Source organism: Planococcus salinus (genome assembly GCF_003719725.1).
Lineage (GTDB): Bacteria > Bacillota > Bacilli > Bacillales_A > Planococcaceae > Planococcus > Planococcus salinus.
In genome coordinates this window covers 1-1,382 of the sequence record NZ_RIAX01000028.1, presented here as the reverse complement: position 1 = coordinate 1,382, position 1,382 = coordinate 1, and the positions used below count along the sequence as shown (strand labels likewise).

The 1,382-nt window shown below is 37.5% G+C and carries 1 protein-coding gene; it reads left to right on the top strand.

Going from position 1 to position 1,382, the window contains the following annotated elements; genetic code table 11:
- Positions 1-161: 161 nt before the first annotated feature.
- Entirely contained in the window at positions 162-1,337 is a 1,176-nt protein-coding gene (locus EEX84_RS16410) for a replication initiation protein (protein ID WP_123166725.1), read from the top strand.
- Positions 1,338-1,382: the final 45 nt, after the last annotated feature.

Sequence of the window (1,382 nt, the reverse complement as noted above, 5' to 3'; positions counted from 1 at the left end):
TCACACTTTTGATTCTAAACATCACACTTTTGATTCTAAGTATCATTATCTTTAAAAACTGTGTTAATTGTTGTTTTTAAATGATATGTAGTTTAATCTTTAATTAATAAGCATCACAAAATTATAAAAAGTGATATTTAATAGAAAGGAGAAGAAAACAAATGAACTCTAAATACTTAGTAACACAAGGAAATCAATTGATCGAAGCTCGTCAAAAAAAGCCTCTAACTACAAGAGAACAAAAGATTATACTCACTATGGTAAGTATGATTGAACCAACTGACGAGGATTTTAAAGACTATGTAATTTCTGTTCGAGAATTTCATGAAATGCTTGGTCTAGAGGGACGCGAACATTATACGCAGTTGAAAAAAATTGTAGAAGATTTAATGTCAAAAGTAGTGGAAATTCCATCTGAAAGTGGTGGATGGGTTATGACACATTGGGTTTCCAGAGCTGAATACATAGATGGATCCGGAATGATTCAACTACGTTTTGCTCCGGATCTCAAACCTTATCTATTGCAATTGAAAACAGCCTTTACATCTTACAAATTAAGCAATATTTTATCTTTGAAAAGTGGCTATTCCATTCGTCTTTATGAACTGATGAAAAAATGGTATCATCTCGGGCGCTGGGAATGTCCTGTTAAGGAGTTAAAAGGAAAAATTGGAATTGAAGCTAATGCGTATAAGCAATATGGTCATTTCAAATCACGAGTCTTACAACCGGCCATTACAGAAGTAAACGGAAAAACAGACTTGTATATTAGCTTTAAAGAAATTAAAAAAGGGCGCAGTGTAGAGCGAATTGAATTTACTATCCAACATGCTCCTGAAAAGGAAGTTCAGCTGCCGAATCTCGATAAGAATAAGAAGTCGCAGCAGCTTGAAGAATTATCTGAACAAGATAAACTGCGCATTCGTCTAAATGCGTTGGCTGAAGGCTACCAGTTCGATACGACATTCTTCACGCAGCTGCATCAGGGAGCATCGCTCATCTGGAAGGACGACACGGAAAAGGAATTGGAGATGCTGATTCGCTACGTCAACGAAGAAAAAACGGTGAAAAATCCTCTAGGGTTTATCAAATCCAAAATCACTTCTGCATGGGAAATTCATGAAGCTGGCGGGCGCATTACCTTTGCCGACCTGCAGCCGGTGGAAGAACGATGGACCGGACGAGAAGAAAAACTTCCGGACTGGTTCACTTCAAAAGACAAACCACAAGAAGCTGCCAAACCGAATCCAAGACTCGAAGAAGAGAAAGCAAAGGTGCTGGAAAAATTAGCGCAGAAAAAGGGCAGCAAGTTAAAAAAAGATACCCCAACATCTTAAAAAAATCGAAATCCCGGATATGATTTTTTCTGGAAACAGAAAGTC